The sequence below is a fragment of the Streptosporangium amethystogenes subsp. fukuiense genome, from assembly GCF_042665875.1.
Classification (GTDB): Bacteria; Actinomycetota; Actinomycetes; order Streptosporangiales; family Streptosporangiaceae; genus Streptosporangium; species Streptosporangium fukuiense.
Map to the genome: position 1 here is coordinate 7418625 of NZ_JBHTEE010000001.1, position 15143 is coordinate 7433767.

The 15143-nt window shown below is 68.2% G+C and carries 17 protein-coding genes; 5 read left to right on the forward strand and 12 right to left on the reverse strand.

Annotated features, from left to right (window positions below; genetic code table 11):
- Window positions 1-120 precede the first annotated feature (120 nt).
- The 3 genes from ACFQVD_RS32910 (at window position 121) to ACFQVD_RS32920 (ending at window position 2261) form a co-directional block, all read left to right on the forward strand.
- Window positions 121-756 (forward strand): helix-turn-helix domain-containing protein, encoded by a 636-nt coding sequence (locus tag ACFQVD_RS32910; protein ID WP_343966753.1) that lies wholly within the window; start codon window positions 121-123, stop codon window positions 754-756.
- Window positions 757-820: 64 nt separating this feature from the next.
- On the forward strand, window positions 821-1399 hold the full coding sequence (locus ACFQVD_RS32915) for a DUF1707 SHOCT-like domain-containing protein (protein WP_343966751.1): 579 nt from the start codon (window positions 821-823) through the stop codon (window positions 1397-1399).
- A gap of 139 nt (window positions 1400-1538) precedes the next feature.
- Window positions 1539-2261, forward strand: coding sequence for a VOC family protein (locus ACFQVD_RS32920; RefSeq protein WP_343966748.1), 723 nt, complete (start codon window positions 1539-1541; stop codon window positions 2259-2261).
- 56 nt (window positions 2262-2317) lie between these two features.
- Here ACFQVD_RS32920 and ACFQVD_RS32925 read toward each other — a convergent pair whose 3' ends face one another.
- The 6 genes from ACFQVD_RS32925 to ACFQVD_RS32950 all read right to left on the reverse strand — a co-directional run bounded on the left by ACFQVD_RS32925 (window position 2318) and on the right by ACFQVD_RS32950 (window position 5251).
- On the reverse strand, window positions 2318-2890 hold the full coding sequence (locus ACFQVD_RS32925; protein WP_343966746.1) for a maleylpyruvate isomerase family mycothiol-dependent enzyme: 573 nt from the start codon (window positions 2888-2890) through the stop codon (window positions 2318-2320).
- Window positions 2877-3359 (reverse strand): SRPBCC family protein, encoded by a 483-nt coding sequence (locus ACFQVD_RS32930; RefSeq protein ID WP_343966744.1) that lies wholly within the window; start codon window positions 3357-3359, stop codon window positions 2877-2879. Before ACFQVD_RS32930 ends, ACFQVD_RS32925 begins: the two co-directional genes overlap by 14 nt.
- Window positions 3292-3687, reverse strand: coding sequence for an ArsR/SmtB family transcription factor (locus ACFQVD_RS32935; protein WP_343966741.1), 396 nt, complete (start codon window positions 3685-3687; stop codon window positions 3292-3294). Before ACFQVD_RS32935 ends, ACFQVD_RS32930 begins: the two co-directional genes overlap by 68 nt.
- A gap of 171 nt (window positions 3688-3858) precedes the next feature.
- Complete coding sequence (locus ACFQVD_RS32940) at window positions 3859-4464, reverse strand: DUF1707 SHOCT-like domain-containing protein (RefSeq protein ID WP_343966739.1); 606 nt, start codon at window positions 4462-4464, stop codon at window positions 3859-3861.
- 134 nt (window positions 4465-4598) lie between these two features.
- Window positions 4599-4805 (reverse strand): GNAT family N-acetyltransferase, encoded by a 207-nt coding sequence (locus ACFQVD_RS32945; RefSeq protein WP_343966737.1) that lies wholly within the window; start codon window positions 4803-4805, stop codon window positions 4599-4601.
- Window positions 4787-5251 carry a hypothetical protein gene (locus ACFQVD_RS32950; RefSeq protein WP_343966735.1) on the reverse strand — a complete coding sequence of 155 codons (465 nt, stop codon included), beginning with the start codon at window positions 5249-5251 and terminating at the stop codon, window positions 4787-4789. The genes ACFQVD_RS32945 and ACFQVD_RS32950 overlap by 19 nt, the downstream gene beginning before the upstream one ends.
- A gap of 436 nt (window positions 5252-5687) precedes the next feature.
- Between ACFQVD_RS32950 and ACFQVD_RS32955 the strand changes: the two genes are divergently transcribed.
- Window positions 5688-6944, forward strand: coding sequence for a leucine-rich repeat domain-containing protein (locus tag ACFQVD_RS32955; RefSeq protein WP_386272971.1), 1257 nt, complete (start codon window positions 5688-5690; stop codon window positions 6942-6944).
- Window positions 6945-7186: 242 nt separating this feature from the next.
- Here the strand turns inward: ACFQVD_RS32955 and ACFQVD_RS32960 are convergent, their stop codons facing one another.
- From ACFQVD_RS32960 to ACFQVD_RS32975, 4 genes are all read right to left on the reverse strand, one after another.
- Window positions 7187-7993, reverse strand: coding sequence for a GNAT family N-acetyltransferase (locus ACFQVD_RS32960; protein WP_343966728.1), 807 nt, complete (start codon window positions 7991-7993; stop codon window positions 7187-7189).
- A gap of 253 nt (window positions 7994-8246) precedes the next feature.
- Window positions 8247-8819 (reverse strand): hypothetical protein, encoded by a 573-nt coding sequence (locus ACFQVD_RS32965; protein ID WP_343966725.1) that lies wholly within the window; start codon window positions 8817-8819, stop codon window positions 8247-8249.
- Between the two features lie 148 nt (window positions 8820-8967).
- The gene (locus ACFQVD_RS32970) at window positions 8968-9735 is read right to left on the reverse strand and encodes a tetratricopeptide repeat protein (RefSeq protein WP_343966723.1); all 768 of its coding nucleotides are present in this window, start codon (window positions 9733-9735) and stop codon (window positions 8968-8970) included.
- A 156-nt stretch (window positions 9736-9891) separates the two neighbouring features.
- Window positions 9892-10371, reverse strand: coding sequence for a MarR family winged helix-turn-helix transcriptional regulator (locus ACFQVD_RS32975; protein WP_343966721.1), 480 nt, complete (start codon window positions 10369-10371; stop codon window positions 9892-9894).
- Window positions 10372-10441: 70 nt separating this feature from the next.
- On the opposite strand from ACFQVD_RS32975, the gene ACFQVD_RS32980 reads away from it, so the two are divergent.
- Window positions 10442-11011 (forward strand): MarR family winged helix-turn-helix transcriptional regulator, encoded by a 570-nt coding sequence (locus ACFQVD_RS32980; protein ID WP_343966719.1) that lies wholly within the window; start codon window positions 10442-10444, stop codon window positions 11009-11011.
- Here ACFQVD_RS32980 and ACFQVD_RS32985 read toward each other — a convergent pair.
- Both ACFQVD_RS32985 and ACFQVD_RS32990 read right to left on the reverse strand, forming a co-directional pair.
- Complete coding sequence (locus ACFQVD_RS32985) at window positions 10966-12792, reverse strand: ABC transporter ATP-binding protein (protein WP_343966717.1); 1827 nt, start codon at window positions 12790-12792, stop codon at window positions 10966-10968. The genes ACFQVD_RS32980 and ACFQVD_RS32985 overlap by 46 nt on opposite strands.
- On the reverse strand, window positions 12792-14624 hold the full coding sequence (locus ACFQVD_RS32990; protein WP_343966715.1) for an ABC transporter ATP-binding protein: 1833 nt from the start codon (window positions 14622-14624) through the stop codon (window positions 12792-12794). The genes ACFQVD_RS32985 and ACFQVD_RS32990 overlap by 1 nt, the downstream gene beginning before the upstream one ends.
- Window positions 14625-15143: the final 519 nt, after the last annotated feature.

Consider the following 15143-nt stretch of genomic DNA (forward strand, 5'->3'; position numbering starts at 1 on the left):
GCGGATCGTGAGGTACCCGTCGTCGTCGACGCTGCGCTGCTACGTCTGCGCGGAGCCGTACAGGGTGACGATGGTGTGCAGGTGGCGGCCTGTTGTCCAATGGACAATAGGCTGCCGGGCATGACATCCAGAAGGCGTAGGCGCAGTCCCGAGGAATCGCGGGCGGAGCTGCTGGCGGCGGCAGCCCGGCTGATCAGAGAACGAGGCCCGGACAATGTCAGTTTGCGACAGATCGCCGCGGCCGCCGGTGTCGCCCACGGGCTCGTGACGCACTACTTCGGCACCTACGCCGCCCTGGTCCGCGAGGTACTGATGGCCGAGAACGATCGGATCGAGGAACGGGTACGCGAGCGGATCAGCGCCGAGCGGGGCGTACCCACCGCAGCGGGGATCACGAGAGTGCTGTTCGACACCCTGGCCGACGAGCGCTACCTGCGCCTGTTCGTCTGGGCCGAGATGCATGCCGACTATCGGGGGGCCGCGCGGCCGGAGCTGGTGGAGCTGATGGACGCGATCGAGGCGGGGATCCGCGCCGCACTGGCCGGGCGGCGCGTTCCGAGCCGGTCTCGTATCGAGGCGGTGGCGCTGATCGGGCTGTCGGCGGCGTACGGGTTCGCCATCGGCGGGCGGTCGTGGCTGGCGGGCATGGCACACGATCCCGACGATCCCGCGCATGAAGCGGAGTTCCGTGTCCAGCTGGCCGCGATGATGGGGGCTCACATGGTGGAGGAATCCGGGTTGGAGTCTCCTGAATGAGTTATTGTCCACTTGGATAATAGGATGTCGTCAGTCACGCTGATCGACGGAACAGGACTGAGGCATGGCCGAGCATCCCCGTGCGGACCACCAGGTGCGCGCCTCCGGCGAGGACCGTGAGCATGCGGCCGAACGACTGCGGACGGCCGCCGCCATGGGGTGGATCGAGCTGGCCGAGCTGGACCAGCGGCTCACCGAGATCTATGAGGCGAAGACCAGGGGCGAGCTGGAGCGCGCGGGCCGCGATCTCCCCGAGCCCGGCCGTACGGACACGCTGGTGGTGGAGGACGCGCCCAGCTCCCGCTTCGCGGTGAGCGTGTTCGGCTGGTTCACCCGCCAGGGTCAGTGGGTCGCCCCGCGCGAGTTCACGTCGTTGTCGATGTTCGGCGGCGGCGAGATCGATCTGCGCGACGCCCGCTTCACCGACCACGAGATCCGGATCCGGGTCTTCGCCCTATGGGGTTACACGGAGGTCGTCGTTCCCGACGACGTCGAAGTCGAGGTCAAGGGCTTCGGCCTGTTCGGCGGGTTCGACAGAAGCGCCGCGCGCAGGAAGCGTGGCGCGCCGCGGATCGTCATCAGCGGCCTCGCCCTGTTCGGCGGCGTCGGCACGAGGGCCAAGCCGGCGCGGAAGACGCCCTGACCAGAACCCGGGCACAAGGGCAAGGACACCGCCACCACTTCTGACGTATAAGCGTTGGCGTCGCGGTCCTCGCGCGGGCTAGCGTTGTTTCCGTCGTGCGCCAGGACGCGGGTGCGAGTCGGCAGATTGGAGACGCGGGATGACTGCTCAGCTCGTCGCGCTCTGTTTCGACGCGAACGATCCACTCCGTCTCGCGCGCTTCTGGGCCGGGGTTCTGGGCTGGGAGACGGTCGACGACCCCCACGACGGCATCGCGCTCCTGCCGAGCGATGACACCGGGTTCCGGATCCGATGCCTTCCGACCCAGGAGAAGAAGACCGGTCCGAACCAGATGCACTTCGATCTGACGAGCACGTCCCTGGAGGACCAGCAGCGGACGGTGGCGAGGTCGCTCGAACTCGGCGCGCGGCACATCGACATCGGGCAACGCCCGGAGGAGGGTCATGTGGTGCTCGCCGACCCCGAGGACAATGAGTTCTGCGTCATCGGGCCGGGCAACGACTTCCTCGCCGACTGCGGATTCGTCGGAGCGCTCGCGTGTGACGGTTCGCAGGAGGTCGGGTACTTCTGGAGCGAGGCGCTGGGCTGGCCGTTGGTCTGGGACCAGGACCAGGAGACCGCGATCCGCTCGCCGCACGGCGGTCCGAAGATCACATGGGGCGGTCCGCCGGTAACGCCGAAGACAGGGAGGAACAGGCTGCACTTCGACCTGGCTCCACCTGCGCACGGTGATCAGCAAGCGGAGGTCGACCGTCTCGTCTCCCTCGGAGCGACTCGAATCGACATCGGCCGGCGCGGGGTCGGTCGGGTGCCGATGGCCGATCCCGATGGCAATGAGTTCTGTGTGCTGACCCCCCGATAGCGTCACCGGACCCGGGGCCGGTGGTAACGGACATGCAGATCAGCGAGCTGTCCCGATCACCGCCCCGGCCAGAACGGGTCCCGGCCGATGAAACCCAGCAGTTTGGCCTGGGTACTCGCACCGTCGGGCACCTCGACCCGGGCGCCGTACTGGCCGGAAGAGCGAAGGACCTGCTCCATCTGCTCCATCTGACCGAGGAGTTGGGCACAGAAGTCGGGGTCCAGCCGGTCGTCCTGGCCGGTGGCCCTGGAGAGATCCCAGGTGTGCATGAACACGTCGGCGGTGTAGAACCGGTCGATCGCGGTCTCCACCGGCAGGCTGCCGACGTGTGGATTGACGAGTTCCCGATGCGCCGTCCCCGCATCGTCCAACACCGCCTGCACACCGTCGCAGTGAACCCGCCACGCGGCGACCGGGTCCTCGTCCACCGACGGTCCGTGGGGCAGTTCGATGCCGGCACCGGAGGCGAGAAACCCGGGGAACCATTCGATCAGGTGACGCACGACGTCGCGGGCGGCCCAGCCGGCGACCGGGGATGGCGCGTCCCAGGACCTGGTGCCGCGAACCCGGTCCGTGAACAGCCCGGCGACCCGCAGGTGTCGCTCGGCCGGGTGGTCAGACAGCGCCATCGGTGAGCATCCTCTCCAGCTTCGCGTAACCCTCGTTGACACCGATCTCCATACCGCCGCGCAGCCACGCGTCGCGGCTTTCGAAGCTGTCGACCAGCGACTGTGTCCGCAGCCGCGTACGTCCGTCGCCCAGGTCCTCGAACCACAACGTCTCCAGCGCGACTCCGTCGGGATCGCCGTCGAACGTGAAGGTCTGCACGATACGGTCCGGCCGTACCTCGTGGAAGCAGCCGTGGAACCCGTACTCCGTGCCGTCGTGCACCGAGACGTACCGCCAGCTGCCACCGGTACGCGCGTCCCAGTGCTCGATCCGGGTGGCTGTGGCATCGGGGCCCACCCAGCGGGTGAACAACGCGGGATCGGTGTGGGCGCGGAACAGTTGCGCGGGCGTGGCCGCGAAGTCACGAGTCATCCGGATGACCGGCAGCCTCGGGTCGGCTTCGATGACCGTCTCCGTGATCCTGTTCATGTTCGTCTCCGTTCATCTCCGCCAGAACGGCGTCAAGGCGGCGGTTGCGCCGCTCGACACGGTCCCGGTGGCGCTCGATCCAGCTGTCCATCAGGTCGAGGGCCTGGACCTCCAGGCGCACCGGCCGGGGCTGCGGCCCTCGCGGCCGGCTGACGAGCCCGGCGTCCTCAAGCACCCGCAGGTGTTTGTAGACGGCCTGCAGCGTCATCCGGTACGGCTCGGCCAACTGGCTCACGGTCGCGTCGCCCTCGGCGAGCCGGGCAACCATGTCACACCGGGTCGGATCCGCGAGGGCGGCGAAGACCCGGGACAGCGTGTCCGTGGTCATCCCCTCCCCTTTCAACTCAATGGTTGAAAGGACCATAGGGCGTAGATCACCCACCGGTCAACCCGCTGGTTGAAAGTGCGTGTCCCCTCGCGGCGTGGAGACCGAATCCCGAACCGTCCTCTGGTGAATCACCCCGCCGCGGGCCCGCCGCACCAGGCCGTCAGGATGAAATCAAGGACGTTGCGCGGATATGCGCTTCAGCTTGCGACGTTCGAAGCCGTTGGGATGGCGGACGACCACGCCTGCCGGGCCGCCGGTGCCGGTGAGACGGATCAGCGGCGTGCCCGGCAGCCGGTCGGAAGTGGTCTTGTCCCTCAGGCCGCCGAGGCCGGGATCCATCCCGCCGGTCTCCACGGCCCAGCCGTCGGGGAGAACGATCGTGACCCCGGCCATCTGGCCGTGCGCTTCCACCTCGACCACGGGCAGCCGGCAGTCGGCCTGGGTGAAATCGAGCTTGGCGCCGCCCATGCCGCCGTACGCGACTACTTTCGCGGGTACCTGCCAGCGCCCGACGCGCGCCGCGCCGTGCAGGCCCCCCTTGAGGACCAGCGGCTGTCCCGGGTCCAGCGAAACCACGGGCGGCAGGTCGGCGGTGAGGGGCGCCAGATCGGCGTAGGTTTTGGCGGTCAGCGCCTGTTCCAGCCTCTCATCGAGCTCGGCCAGGTCGATACGGCCTTCGGCCGCCGCCTCGTTCAGCCGTGCCACCACCGCTTCGCGCTCGGCATGGGAGACGCGCAGCTCACCACGGTGGAAGGATTCCGGGTATTCAGCGGTCATGTAGTCGATGATACGGAGATATGGGGACGAACGCGGCCACCGCCGATCACTGTGAATCGCGTGGGCCGAGGATGAGACGGTAGCCGCGGGTCACGTGTGGTTTCCACGCCTGGGGAAACAGGCAGGCGTATCGCCTACTCGTTTTCGGGGAGGTACGCGGGTGTGATCGCTTCCCACAGGGTCCATCCCAGGGCGCGGTAGAGCGCGAGGCCGTCCCGGGTGGCCACCAGGACGCCGGTCGCGGCGCCCCGCTTGGCGGCGGCGTCGCCGAGCGCGGTCATCAGGACGCTGCCCAGGCCCCGGCGGCGGTGTGCCGGATCGGTCAGGATCCTGTCGGCCACGGCTGCCGGGCCGGCCACCCCCATCTGCCCGCTCGCGGCCGTCGTTCCGTCGGCGTCGTGTATCCGGACGTGATCCCGCCGTCCGTCGCGGTGTGCAGCGTGTAGCCGTCCGGAGCGAGCGCGGTGGCCCGGCGCAGCGGCATGGTCATCAGGTACTCCGGCTCGCCGACGGTCCAGGCCGGGGTGAGCAGGGGCACCACCCGCTCGGCGGACGCGGACACCTTGAGCCAGGTGCCGGGAGCGGTCAGCGCCGGGACCAGTTCGGCCACCCGCTCGACGTCGAAGAGCACGTAGCGGACGCGATGCCCCGGCAGCCCGATCTCCAGCCGGAACCCCCCGGCCACCTCGACCGGGGGCCGCACCGAACGGGAAACGGCCCAGCCGCCGACCCAGGCCCGGACCACGTCGGGCGTAGCCGTGGGTTGCTCCTGGTCGATCACGCTCATGACGTCCTCCCGAGGGGGCTTTCCACCCTCGACAGTTTATTGCAAATAAGTCGCAGTAAGCTCGCGCCTTCTCTTCCACCAGGGCAGGCGAGAGCCCCTGTCGCATTGACGGGTGTGTGAGCGCCGATCGACCGGGCAGTCACCGGCACCTCCCACTGGTCGCGCCGACCGCCGACCCCGACAGCATGGTGCGCAACGCCGCCACCGGTGACGTCCACCTGTCGACCGCGCTCCTGCGCCGACCGGTGACCACCGAACCCAGCATCTGGGGCCGGACCGCCGTGACCGACCACCGGTATCAATCCCCGTCTCCATCTGGAGGACGCCTCCACGGTCTGTCAGCGATTTCCAAGCCATTCCCCATTACCGGCGCCTAACCTCGCCCTCGCGCTCGAAACGGCATCCGGACATGCGCGTGACACGGGGAGGAACAACCTTGGACAGGGTCGGCTATGACGAGAAAGTTGTCAGAGACGGGATCAGCAGGTGCCTGAGTGACGGGTCGACCGTACTCGACCTGTCCTGGCAGCACATCGACGTGATACCCGAGTCGGTGAACGACGACCTCACCCATATCACCGCACTGGACCTGAGCCACAACCGGCTGACCGTCCTACCCGAGTGGCTGGGCAACCTCACCAACCTCACCGAACTGGACCTGAGCTTCAACCAGCTGACCGCCCTGCCCGAGTGGCTGGGCAACCTCACGAAACTGACCCAGCTCCTGGCGGGCAGCAACCAGCTGACCTCCCTGCCCGAGTCGCTGGGTGACCTCACCGGCCTCGACTGGCTCCGCGCGTCACACAACCGGTTGACCGCCCTACCGGAGTCGGTGGGCGGTCTCACCAGCCTCACCACGCTGGACCTGAGCGAGAATCAGCTGACCGCCCTGCCCGAGTCGCTCGGCGGCCTCAGCAACCTCACCAAACTGGAACTGCAGGTGAACAAGCTGGCAGCCTTACCGACGTCGCTGGGCGGTCTCACCAGACTCACCGAACTGCGCGCGTCACGCAACCAGCTGACCGCCCTGCCGGAATCGGTGGGCGGTCTCACCAGCCTCACCACATTCCTTCTGCACGAGAACGCGTTGACCTCCTTGCCCGAGTCGCTGGGCGGGCTGACCAGTCTCGACAGGCTCGATGTGACGCACAACCGGTTGACCGCCCTGCCCGAGTCGCTGGGCGACCTGACCAACCTCACCGGGCTCCACCTGTCCGAGAACGCGTTGACCTCCTTGCCCGAGTCGCTGGGCGGGCTGACCAGTCTCGACAGGCTCGATGTGACGCACAACCGGTTGACCGCCCTGCCCGAGTCGCTGGGCGACCTGACCAACCTCACCGGGCTCCACCTGTCCGAGAACGCGTTGACCTCCTTGCCCGAGTCGCTGGGCGGGCTGACCAGTCTCGACAGGCTCGATGTGGCACACAACCGGTTGACCGCCCTGCCCGAGTCGCTGGGCGACCTGACCAACCTCTCCAAGCTGTATCTGCGCGGCAACCGGCTCACCTCCTTGTCGGAATCGGTGGGTGACCTCACCAACCTCACCTGGCTCGACCTATGCGAGAACGGGTTGGCCTCCTTGCCGGAGTCGCTGAGCAACCTCACCAAACTCAGCTGGCTCGACCTGCGCGGCAACCCGCTTACCGCCCTGCCCGAATCACTGAGGAGCCTCGCCGATCTCGCGCGGCTCTGACCCGCGACGACGACCGCATCGCGTCACTCGCCACCGAGACCCCGTGCTTTCAAACTTGTGGAGCAACTCTCAGGCATGAAGCGGTCCGGGGCAGGGATGCGTCCACGGCATATATCGATTGCTCCCAGGCATCCCCAGCCGGGATCTTCGCCGAATAACGTGGAGTTCCTTAAATCGTGCGCGCGAGATGTGGGCGAGCCTGGCCCGTACCCCTGTGCTCCGGAGCAGGGCCGCGGCGATCCTCAGGCCGGAGTCGTCGTTGACGGCTTCGGCTCCAGTTGGACCTGTGTCTCGGAGTCGGTGAAGCCCACCGAGCGGTACACGCGGATCGCGACGTAGCTCGGATCGGCCACCATGACGAGCGTGTGCGCGTTCAGCCGTTCCAGAGCGTGCCGACCGGCCGTGTACACGAGGGTTCCGGAAAGGCCCTGGTTTCGATATGCCGGGTGGGTGTCGACGGCCTGGTAGCGCGCGAGTCCCGAACCGTCGGTGAACAGGCCGAGCCCGGAGACCATGCGGTCGTTCACGAAGGCTCCGAACCACGCGCCGCATCCGCGTTCCTGCAGCCGGCGCATGGCCGCCAGGTTGCGCTGCGCGAACACCCGATATCCCTCGACGTCGGGACCGGAGTTGGTGGCCTCCTGCAGTGCCAGTGCGGCGGACCAGTCCTCGTCGCCGTCCAGGACGCGGAAGTGAGCGTCACGGTTGGGGCGCGGCGGCGGGTGCACCGTGTCGGCCGTCATCACCGTGCTCCGCTCGACGTCGAGACTCGCCGCCGCCAGTTCCTCCGGCTCACCGGCGTCGCCGGTGACACCGTCGACACCGAGGGCGACGTGGCCCGCGTCCGGGAACTCGCGGTGGAAGGTGCTCACCCACGAGGCCACCGTTCCGGGGGCCGGCGGGGTGTCCAGCAGGATGAAGTTCCCCCAGTGATAGGTCGGGTTGGCGGGCGTCCGGACAGCCAGGTAACCGTCGCGCCGGTCGACGACGCTGCCTTGCAGCCCGAGCAACATCAGATCGCTCCGGTAGCCCAACGACCGCACAGCCATGGTCAAACCGTACCGGCTCCCATCGGCGATGGGTATGTCCGGCGGGGTCTGCCTGTGCCCGCCTTCCAGGCCGGCGGCGAGCCGCCGCACCTGTATCGGTCGCTCGGCCACCCGGTGTCGCTCGACTTCCGGCGGCCGCGGCCGGACGACATCGCCGGGTCCGGGCCGGTCGTGCGTGCCCGGCTGCTGCGTGAGCCCGACGAGAGTACGGAGACAACGCGACAGCCCGCAGACCGGCATGGCCCCCCGCTGGTCACCGGCTCTTGGAGGGCTCTCCTTCCAGCGCGCCCCTGATCATGGCGAAGCTCTCCGTGATCTTCCCGGCGAGGCTGCGCGGGATCTCAAGGAAGCCCACTGTGTCGGCGTCGGCCCAGTAGCAGTAGGTCCCGTCGTCGGTGTTCCGGCAGGAGGCCGCGCCGCGGAGCGGACCGGTCCCCACGTAGACCCAGTCCGTCTGCGGGTTCTCCCGCTCGCGGTCCTGGGCGGTCAGCCAGTCCACGGCGGCCTTGGGGTCGGTCACCTCGGCCTGCGCCCCGGTGGCGTAGAAGGATCTCAGGCGCGGGGTGTCCTGGTAGAACGCGGTGAGCTGGGTGCCAAGGATCTTGTGGTGCGGACCGTCCGGGAGCTTGAAGCGTTCCTCGGCGGGGGTCGCCGACTGGAGATCCAGTGCGCCGATCGCGGTGGGGAACGGCGTCGCGAAGGTTCCTGGGGGTTTCGGTGGGTTCTGGGGCGATGAGCCGTTCTCCTGATCGGTTTCGAGGGTGAAGGTACATCCCGTGAGAACGCCGGCCGCGAGCGTCATGAGGGAGATTCTTGCGATGTTCATGACATGAGAATGATCCAGTGCACTTGTGCGCGGGTTGGATCTCTCTGGCGCCTGGTGGAGACCCGCGATGGACGGGGCGCGGGTGTGTGAAGGTGCTGGACGGAACACCCGTCGTGGACGTGAAGCCGGTCCTCGGCCGATACGGGGGTCACGTCCTGCCGGGGGTGATCCCGCACCGTCGGGGCCGTTCGGCCTCGTCGGCGTGGCCGAGCCGTCTCAGCAGACCGATCGCCTGGGCCAGAACGTCGGGACGGCCCAACTCGGCGGTGCTCAGGTAGGCAAGAACCGCTCTGTCCGCATGACCGGTCTCACACAGCAGCAGGACCGCCCATATCAGGGCGTGGGTGTCGCCGGTCTCGGCGCGGGCCCGCAGCCAGGCGATCGTCTCCCGGGCGCGGCCGGTCTCGTACATCAGGTCGACCGCGTGCGCCAGAGCGTGGGTGTCGCCTGCTTCGGCGCGGGCCCGTAGCCAGGTGATCGCCTCCTCGGCCCGCTCCAGCTGGTACAGCAGGACGGTGAGCCGCCCGAGGGCGTGAGTGTCGCCGCTCTCCGCGCGGGCCCGTAGCCAGGTGATCGCCTCCTCGGTCCGCTCCGACTCCTGGAGCAGCTCGACCGCCTTCCACAGGGCGTCGATGTCGCCTGCCTCGGCGCGGGCCCGTAGCCAGGTGATCGCCTCCTCACTGCGGCCCACCCGCTGGAACAACTCGACCAGCCGCCAGCGGGCATCGAGGTTCCCGGCTTCCGCGGCGTACCGGTAGGCGGCGATCGCCTCCTCGGTCCTGCCGGCGTCACGGGTGCGTCCGGCTCCGGTGGTGGGGATCTCACCGTGCTGTCCCGACCCATTGGGGAAGGCAGCGGTCCGCTGGGGGATGTCAGGCGGCGGCCGAAGCAGGCCGTCGCTCTCATCGCGGCTCATCACTCATCGCAACACCATCACTCCGTATGGAGCCCGCGGACGGCGAAAATAGACAGTATTAAGGTGGCATAAGTAATTCTGCCATCTCGTGGAGATCGGCTTTCTGCCTCCCTTTGGAGTGGCAATAATAGATATTTAGGTGTTGTTTAATATTATTCAGGCGATATTTCCGGAATTAGTGGTTGGTTTTGCGGGTTCCGTCGGGCCCGTCAGGTTGGCCGACATCCGGGTCAGGACGTCGATCGTGGCCAGGTACTCCTCGGCGCCGATCCCCTCGGTGAGGCGGGCGCGGTCGGCGTTCACCTGCCGTCGCAACTCCTGGTGTGCCCGGATCCCGGCGGCGGTGAGGGCCAACCGCCCCTCTCCTTCCGGCCCTTTCAGCCAGCCCCGCCCGCGCAGGTCGTCCACCAGTGGACGCAGGGAGGGCCGCCGGTCGTCGAGGAAGGGGGCGAGGGCGGTGTCGAGGCCGGCGGGGGTGGGGGAGTCGGTGGCGACGACGTTCAGCACCTGCCAGTGGCGGCGGGTCAGCCCCTGGCCTGCGAGTAGGCCGTCGAGGGAGCCCTCGACGAGGCCGTGGAGGTGCTTGATCCAGTAGCCGATGGGGCGCCTCTGGCCGGTGATCTCGGAGGTGTTCACGGTGCCGCCTCTCCTTGGCAGATACATGTATTTTGACAATAACATGTATTAGTACATGTATCATTGGGGCATGGAAGATCCTCAGGTGGCCGCCGTCGAGCGGGCGATGGTGGCGATCCGGCGCAGCCAGACCCGCCGCGCCCTCCAGCGTCTCGCGGGTGACGTCGAGCTCGACCCCGCACTCTTCGGGGTGATCGACGCTGTGGAGGAAGGGGCGGAGGCCGCGACGGTGACCTCCGTCGCCGGTCGGATGGGCGTCGACCAGCCTCGTGCCAGCCGTCTGGTGGCCAGGGCCGTCGAGGCGGGATTGCTTCGCAGGGTGGCCGACCCGGCTGACGGCCGCCGCAGCACGCTGGAGCTCACCGAATTGGGCGCCGGGCACGCCGAGCGGGTCCATCGCTTCCGCCGTGAGGTCTTCGACGCGGCGATGCGCGGTTGGTCCGAGCACGAAAGACGGGAGTTCGCCCGCCTGCTCACGGCCTTCGTCGCGGAGCTGGGCGGGCGCCACCGGGAAGGCGGCCGGGTTGAACACCCCCTTCCGCCGGATGTCCCGGCGAGCCGCTCGAATCGGGGCCCCGATTCGAGCGGCCTCGATCAGGCGGAGCCGGTGACGGAGACGAACCCGGAACCGGGACGGTAGTCGGGGGACTGGTGCCTGAAGTAGGTGTTGTAGACCTGGCAGTAGTGACCACCGCGAGCCAGCAGCGTGCTGTGGTCGCCCTCCTCGACGATCCGGCCGTGATCCAGCACGATGATGCGATCGACGTGCTCGATCGTGGACAACCGGTGTGCGATGACGATGGAGGTGCGGTCGGCCAGCACCCGGTCCAGACCCTCCTGGATCTGGGCCTCGGTCAGCGGGTCGACGCTGGCGGTGGCCTCGTCCAGGACCACGATCGCCGGATCCTGGATGAGCAGGCGGGCCAGCGCGACGAGCTGGCGCTGGCCCATGGACAGGGCGCGGCCGTGTTCGCCGACGTCGGTCCGCAGGCCGTCGGGCAGGGCGTCGATCCAGTCGCCGCCGCCGACCGCCGTGGCGGCGGCGAGCACCTCCTCGTCGCCCGCCTCCGGCCTCGGGTATCTGATGTTGTCGGCGACGGTGCCGCTGAACAGGAACGGAACCTGCGGAACCGCGCCGATCTGCCGCCGGTACCCGGCCAGGTCCAGCGTGCGGATGTCACGGTCGTCGATGCTCAACCGGCCGTCCTGGAACTCGTAGAACCGGGTGATCAGCTTGCTGAGCGTCGACTTGCCCGCACCGGTGTGACCGACCAGCGCGACGCTCTCGCCCGCCTCGATGGTGAGGTTGAAGTCCCGCAGGACGGGGTTGTCGGCTTCGTAACCGAACCGGACGTCGCGGAACTCGACGCGGCCCGCCAGCCTGCCCACCGGCTGGGGGTCGGTCTGCACGACCCGGGGCGGCGCGTCGATCAGGGCGAAGACCCGCTCGGACGCGGACAGGCCCTGCTGGAACTGGGACCAGAACGCGGCGATGGAGGTCAGCGGGAACCAGAAGAGCGCGACGCCCTGGAGGAAGAGGTACCAGTCACCGGCGGACAGGCCGCCGCCGAGCACCGTGGTACCACCCAGTTGGATGAGCGCGACCGTGGCCAGTCCGGCGACCAGAAAGAGCACGGGGAAGATGCCGGAGAAGACGAAACCCTGCCTGAGCGTCACCTGGTAGCTCTGCTCGTTGATGGGCCGGAACTCGTCGTAGACCCGCTGCTCCTGGCGGAAGTTCTTGGCGACGCTGATTCCGCCCATGGTCTCCTGCAGGGTGGCGTTCACCCGGCTCAGCGAGCGTTGCGCCCTGCGGGTGCTGCTGCGGGCGATCCGCCGGAACAGCAGCGCGATGCCCACCACCACGGGCACCACGAGAAGGGTCAGCAGGGCGAGCTCGACGCTGCGCAGGAAGAGCAGGATCGTGACGAAACCCACCATCAACACCTGGCTGATCAGGTCCATCGTCAAGGTGGAGACGGTCGCGAAGTCATCGGTGTCGGAGGTGACCCGACTGACGATCTTGCCCGACGGGTTCTCGTCGTAGAACGACAGGTCGCGTTCCAGTACGGCGTCGAACGCGTCCTCGCGAAGACGCAGCACGACGTCTCCGGTGACCTTCGCGCTGTACCACTGGCGGATGAAGTTGAACAGCCAGCCGAGCACCCCGGCGAGCAGCAGGCCGACGGTGAGCTGCCGGCCCACGTCGGCGATCGTGCCGTCCTCGATCCCGTCCACGCCCCAGCTGACCAGCAACGGCATGGCCGCCTGGGTCAGTGAGGAGAGCACGATCATGGCCGCGACCAGGATCATCGAGCCCAGCTTCGGCCGGAAATAGGACAGGATCCGGCGGAGTAGATCACGATCGTTGTAGGTGCGGTCGTAGTCCTCGGCGTCGAGGCCGTCCATGATGAAGCCCATCAGCCCTGCCCTCCCTGCTCGCCCGCGAGGACCACGGCCGGGTCGGTGGTGTCGGTCAGGTCGACCTCGTCGTAGTGGGCGAAGATCCGCCGGTAGAGGCGGCTGCGGGTGAGCAGTTCGTCGTGCGTCCCGTAGTCGACCAGCTCGCCTCGGCGGAGCAGCAGCACCTTGTCGGCCCAGCGGATCTGGGAGAGCCGGTGGGTGATCAGGAATGTGGTGCGCCCGTCGAGAACGCGGCCGATGGCCTGCTGGATCCTGTCCTCCGTGGCGGAGTCGATCGCACTCGTCGAGTCGTCGAGCACCAGGATCGCCGGATCCGTCAGCAGTGCCCGTGCGATGGCCAGGCGCTGGCGCTGGCCACCGGAGAGGGTGATGCCGCGCTCTCCGATGACCGTGTCGTAGCCGTCGTCGAGCTCGCCGATGAACTCGGCGGCCTGGGCCTCCTCGGCCGCCTTCACGACGGCGCTCCGCTCCGCCTGCTGGCCCAGCCCGAAGGCGATGTTCTCGGCCACGGACCGGGAGAACAGCACGATGTCCTGCTCGATGGTGGAGATCTGGGAGCGCAGCGAGTCGAGGTCCCACTCGCGCACGTCCACATCGTCCACCAGGATCCGGCCCGCGGTGACGTCGTAGATCCGGGGGACCAGCTTCGCCAGGGTGCTCTTGCCCGAGCCGGTCTCGCCGACGATCGCCACGGTCTCGCCCGGCTGCACGGTGAACGTCACCCCGCGCAGCACCGGATCGTCCTCCCCGTAGCCGAACGTCACGTTCTCGAAGCGGATCGCCCCGCTGATCGGTGCGGCGTGGCCGTCGGCACGCTGCCCCAGTTCGGTCTCGGTGTTCATGATGCCGAGGATCCGGCGGGCGGACACGATGCCGATCTGGACCAGCGAGAAGGTGAAGATCGACATGTTGGTCGGGAAGCCGATCATGTTCATCAGGCTCATGAAGGCGACCAGCTCGCCGATCGTGATGGCGCCGGCGGCCTGGAGGTAGAGGCCGTGCCAGAGCGAGGCGGCCATCGCGAACGCGAAGAGCAGGGTCGGCAGGTAACGGGCCTGGACCAGGCCGTTGTGGACGAAGGAGTCCCGATAACGCCGCGCGCGTGCCCGGAACCGCCGCCGCTCCTGGTCCTCCTGCGCGGACACCTTGATGACCTCGATGCCGCGGACCGCCTCGTTCAGCCCGGCGTTGAGATCGCCGAACTGTTCGCGCATGCGGGTCGCCACCGGGTTGAGCTGCCTCATGTAGTGCCAGAGCGCGAGAACGAAGACGACCGCGAAGACGCCGGGCGCCAGCAGCAGCCGCGGGTCGATCGCGGCGATGAAGACCAGGGGCACGAGACCGGTCAGGCTGGAGTCGACGATCAGGTCGATGCCTGGGCTGATCATGATGGAGAGCTGCCGGATGTCGTTGGCCGCCCGTGCCATCAGGTCGCCGACCCGCTGTCTGTTGTGGAAGGTCTGGCTCTTGCCGAGCAGGCTGACGTAGAGCTCGTCCCTGGTGTCCCGCTCCAGCCGCTTGGCCAGAACCTCGCTGGCCAGGCGTGCCACGAGGTCGAAGGCGCCGCGGGCCAGCACGATCGCCAGCAGTCCCAGCGAGATCAGGCCCAGTTCCCGCGCCCCGCCACCGCCCGCGCCCAGCACCGCGTCGAAGGCCGCGCCGGTGAGCCCGGGGACCGTGGCGTTGAGCACGACCATGATCAGCGATGCGCCGAGGAATCCGGTCAGCTGGAGCGGGTGGCGGCGAACATGGGACCAGAACCAGCGCACCGGACCCCGCCTGTCATGCGGGCGACCGGAGACGGAGAACTCCGAACCGCTGGTGGTCACAGGTTCGCTCCCAAGCAGGTCGAGAATGAAAGTCGAACTTGCTTTCTATCACCGGGCGCCGACACTTTCCCACGCATTTTCTCGGCCCCGCCCTGCCTGTCACGGACGGACGCGCGGGCCGGCCCGGGTGTCGGAATGCCTTCGGGCGAAGTCGACGGGTAGGACCTTTGGCGGGAACGGAAGCCGAGCGGCGAGGTCTCCCGGCCCGGTCGCGACGGATTCGCCCGTCTGGCCGCCGGCGGCGTGTCCCGGCCTCGGGCGCTCAGCCGGGCGGCGTGCTCCGACCCGACGTCCGAGGAGCCCCCGCCACCAGGGCCGTGCCCTGTTCGCCGCACATTGTCATGTCACCTTCCTTCGTCTACACCGTCCCTTCCCCGCTCCGCCCCGGGGTCTCCGGGCATCCGGTAAGCATTTTTGATAGCTTTGTGCGTTTTAATCCGGAAACATCACGGATGGTGTTAATGCAGCGATTTGTATGGGTGGTCGGGTGTTTGACGGGAGCAGGATGCTCCGTCCTGC

What these genes read in the sequence shown, in the direction of transcription:
- ACFQVD_RS32960 (WP_343966728.1), bottom strand. Translation starts at nt 7,993, where the DNA reads ATGGCTGTGCGGTCGTTGGGCTACCGGAGCGATCTGATGTTGCTCGGG.
- ACFQVD_RS32910 (WP_343966753.1), top strand. Translation starts at nt 121, where the DNA reads ATGACATCCAGAAGGCGTAGGCGCAGTCCCGAGGAATCGCGGGCGGAG.
- ACFQVD_RS32970 (WP_343966723.1), bottom strand. Translation starts at nt 9,735, where the DNA reads ATGAGCCGCGATGAGAGCGACGGCCTGCTTCGGCCGCCGCCTGACATC.
- ACFQVD_RS32915 (WP_343966751.1), top strand. Translation starts at nt 821, where the DNA reads ATGGCCGAGCATCCCCGTGCGGACCACCAGGTGCGCGCCTCCGGCGAG.
- ACFQVD_RS32925 (WP_343966746.1), bottom strand. Translation starts at nt 2,890, where the DNA reads ATGGCGCTGTCTGACCACCCGGCCGAGCGACACCTGCGGGTCGCCGGG.
- ACFQVD_RS32950 (WP_343966735.1), bottom strand. Translation starts at nt 5,251, where the DNA reads ATGAGCGTGATCGACCAGGAGCAACCCACGGCTACGCCCGACGTGGTC.
- ACFQVD_RS32980 (WP_343966719.1), top strand. Translation starts at nt 10,442, where the DNA reads ATGGAAGATCCTCAGGTGGCCGCCGTCGAGCGGGCGATGGTGGCGATC.
- ACFQVD_RS32935 (WP_343966741.1), bottom strand. Translation starts at nt 3,687, where the DNA reads ATGACCACGGACACGCTGTCCCGGGTCTTCGCCGCCCTCGCGGATCCG.
- ACFQVD_RS32930 (WP_343966744.1), bottom strand. Translation starts at nt 3,359, where the DNA reads ATGAACAGGATCACGGAGACGGTCATCGAAGCCGACCCGAGGCTGCCG.
- ACFQVD_RS32940 (WP_343966739.1), bottom strand. Translation starts at nt 4,464, where the DNA reads ATGACCGCTGAATACCCGGAATCCTTCCACCGTGGTGAGCTGCGCGTC.
- ACFQVD_RS32920 (WP_343966748.1), top strand. Translation starts at nt 1,539, where the DNA reads ATGACTGCTCAGCTCGTCGCGCTCTGTTTCGACGCGAACGATCCACTC.
- ACFQVD_RS32985 (WP_343966717.1), bottom strand. Translation starts at nt 12,792, where the DNA reads ATGGGCTTCATCATGGACGGCCTCGACGCCGAGGACTACGACCGCACC.
- ACFQVD_RS32965 (WP_343966725.1), bottom strand. Translation starts at nt 8,819, where the DNA reads ATGAACATCGCAAGAATCTCCCTCATGACGCTCGCGGCCGGCGTTCTC.